The 3,064-nt window shown below is 45.3% G+C and carries 5 protein-coding genes; all 5 read right to left on the bottom strand.

The window, feature by feature from the left end:
* Window positions 1-113: 113 nt before the first annotated feature.
* Window positions 114-530 (bottom strand): hypothetical protein, encoded by a 417-nt coding sequence (locus AC1DLB_RS26255; protein WP_018927722.1) that lies wholly within the window; start codon window positions 528-530, stop codon window positions 114-116.
* Window positions 531-655: 125 nt separating this feature from the next.
* Entirely contained in the window at window positions 656-1,144 is a 489-nt protein-coding gene (locus AC1DLB_RS26260; protein ID WP_477785935.1) for a hypothetical protein, read from the bottom strand.
* A 316-nt stretch (window positions 1,145-1,460) separates the two neighbouring features.
* A complete protein-coding gene (locus AC1DLB_RS26265; protein ID WP_477743962.1) occupies window positions 1,461-1,943 on the bottom strand; it encodes a hypothetical protein in 483 nt (160 codons plus the stop codon).
* 23 nt (window positions 1,944-1,966) lie between these two features.
* Entirely contained in the window at window positions 1,967-2,518 is a 552-nt protein-coding gene (locus tag AC1DLB_RS26270; protein ID WP_477743963.1) for an RHS repeat-associated core domain-containing protein, read from the bottom strand.
* An 86-nt stretch (window positions 2,519-2,604) separates the two neighbouring features.
* Window positions 2,605-3,064 (bottom strand): hypothetical protein (locus AC1DLB_RS26275; protein WP_477785936.1); only part of this gene is annotated, 460 nt, incomplete at its 5' end.

Below are 3,064 nucleotides of genomic sequence, written 5' to 3' on the forward strand. Positions count from 1 at the left end.
CACCGTAAAGCAATGTGGGGACTCGGGCTTGACCTTGTTTGATGTGGCCTAAATTATCGATCTTCCCCCCCAGCATGGGGAAAGATGTTTTAGCTTTTCGAGCGGAGATTTGTTTACATGTCTCGATCTTTCGTCACGTGCCATACAAAACATTGCGCTAGATTGGTAGGAATGCCTTTGGCGTTTTTCTGAAGCCATGAACTAATAGCTTGCTCCTCATCAGGCTTCGCTCCGCCACTCCATAGAGTTATAAAGTGATGGTTGATTGGGTTGTCTGAATAAAATAAAAATGCAGGGTCAGTCTCATCTGAGGCTGCATACAAAATCGTCCAGCTAAGGCTTTTAAAAGATTGTAAAATCTCTACGTTGTCGACATTTAATTGATGTCCCACCTCTATGCGTAGCTTCGGTATTTCAGATAAGTTTAAACGTCGGTCAATACCATCACAGGGTGATTTGGCCCATGCAGTCAATGGCGGCAATAAGCACGAAATTGCAATCATGAAGATCTTAATGTTTGGAATGCTCATCGGTTAATTTCCTTTGTAACGATACAAAGTCGGCGCGCCGTACCAGGAGCGTCACYGGTCATATTGCCGTTGGCGTCATACAGCAAGGATGCCGCTGACATAGGCGTAGAACCTATCCCCAAATTTTATCGTCGCATCCGTGCAGATTCCATCAGGGCATTTTCAGCACTCTGTCGAATAACCCTGCAAAGTTTTTCCACCGGTGCATTATTAATGCATGTATTGGAATTTAATATGATTCTATTTAGGTCGTCATCTGAGACAGTCGCATCGATATGTCGTATCGCCCAATTTTGAAAGTCAGGGTGTGTTTCTGCAAGTGCAACAAATGTATCGAACTGATYCCATCCTTGGGCGAAGAGGTTCGCCACTGCTTCAGAATAGCCCTCGCCAAGCTCACCATCATCACAAGAAGCGAAGACTCTCTGATGCTTGAAAAGGGAGGGCCAATCTCCACGTGCATCAACTAAAAAAGACCCTGCTTGGCTATTCATTTCGGGAGGGCAGTTTCCGTATGCCGAAGCCTGAGAGAGTGACACACATCCCAATCCAAGTCCGAACAACAAGACTAAGAAGATCAGGGAGCGAGTGCATAAAAATCTGATGAGCATCATGATTATCACCCTGTCGACCACACTACTGTTGCGTACCAAACTGAGGRGTATTGACGTTGTTGATGATAGCAGTCATGGATGTTGCTGGGGCAGGTGTTATGAGATTATGTACGAATTCCATATGTAGTAATACTTCCAATTATAATATTAGCAGACTTTCCAAGTCCTGCACCTAATACACTCTCGTACCAGCTCCCATGTCGATCTAAGCTAGCAGTTCCCGACCAGCCAAAAACTGTACCCGTTATTGGATTTGGAGTTGCGACATTTATGAACGACACCATATGAGTGGTGCTGAGGAGAAATCACAGTTATTTTATAGGCTGCAAAAAATTTGGTCGGATGCTTTAGCAAACGCCTTTAATGTTTCTACCAAACTGGCGAACCCTTCGGTTTTTGCATTTATTCGCAGTATTCTGCCATTGTGAAGCTCAATATTGATGCCGGGCTTATTTCGGTCAAATAGGTTGACTTGTCGGATTTTCCACGTCATCGGATAATAAGATATTGACTTAATGTCAGGCGCCTTGATCTCTATGTGTCTACCGAAATACAACCTCCCTAAAATACGATCATCATCCAGCGAAATTTCTTGCAGTACTGTTCGGACCTGGGAAATGTAGAATATACCCCAAGCAGCAGGCAGGCCTAATAATATCCCACCTCCTATAAAGTCCTGTAGGTAATAGTATGGAGAAGCAAGAAAAATAAAAACTCCCAAAAGAACAATAGGGCTTATTCCAGGAAGCCAAATCCATATGCCGGTCCTGCCAAACGTCTTATCGTGCCAAGTATTCATGGTGGAATTATTTTCCAAGCTGATTACAGATGCCGGCTCCTGCAGCGCCGCCCATAAAGCCTAGTTCTCCACTGAGGATGGCAGCGGCGATTCCTTTGCCCTGCGCCAAGCCGGCAATCGCGCTGCCGATACCCGCGCCTACTACCTCTCCCCCAATTTACCTTACCTTGAGGGATACAAGCATTCTCTTTGCTTTTAGCGTGATTCGATAACTTTTGACCAGCCCAATCACCTACAGCTCCGCCTGCAGCACTGGTTGCAGCAGGAGCCCATGGGCTTTCAGGCGCAATCGCGCCGACTGCAGCGCCAGCTAGCGCCCCCGATAAAGCAGCCCAAGTAGCATCAGTCTCATCGCCACCGATTTCAAACGCGCTAGCATAGCCACTGATCCCGCCAATAACTGCACCGGTTACTGCACCGACTAGCCATTTACCTTGCGGATCTTTGTAACGTAACGGATTGCCGCTGACATAGACGTACGTATTAATCCCACCCGCAAGGCCAATCGAATCTCCCGAGATAAATCGCCCAAATCCCGGAGAGTGCCCGATAATAATAGACACCCGTGCCATCATTTTTCCGCCCAGTGTACTGCTGGCTGTTGGGCGATTTGCACTCCAGCAGAAGCCTCAGGAGTGTCGGCTTGTTATATTGAAATTATTCATAATTTGTCTGAGGGTTTTAGCTCGTCGAACAATGTTTTTCTGATTTTAATTGGTATTTTTTTCTGGCTGGCGTAGTCGTTTATAAGAGCGATGAGCTCTGAAATGTTTTCAAGCTGGTCGGTGAATGTGATCTTCCCTGATGGAGTAATCCGGAATGTTGGTTTTGTTGTAGGATATATATTAAATCCTCTGGCATTAAGTCCGCGCATGCTAGATACAGGGAAGGCAGTAATTAAGCTGACATTTTCCCATTTTATTTTTTGCCAGGTTTTACCAAAAATTTGTCTGGATAAGCACTGATCATCAATGGATAGAACTGAGCGTCCAGCTAAGATCAATCCTCCAACTAATATGGTTAAAGATAAGGATATTAATAAAAATATCCCGCCTCCTAATGCACCGTCACTCTTAATCCATATCCCTCCTAAAAAAATGCATAAACCGCTGGTGACGCAC

The sequence above is a fragment of the Pseudomonas sp. 05N434 genome, from assembly GCF_056396965.1.

Excerpts from the sequence above, each read along its gene's own strand:
- AC1DLB_RS26270 (WP_477743963.1), bottom strand. The coding sequence starts at position 2,518 with ATGATGGCACGGGTGTCTATTATTATCGGGCACTCTCCGGGATTTGGG.
- AC1DLB_RS26265 (WP_477743962.1), bottom strand. The coding sequence starts at position 1,943 with ATGAATACTTGGCACGATAAGACGTTTGGCAGGACCGGCATATGGATT.
- AC1DLB_RS26255 (WP_018927722.1), bottom strand. The coding sequence starts at position 530 with ATGAGCATTCCAAACATTAAGATCTTCATGATTGCAATTTCGTGCTTA.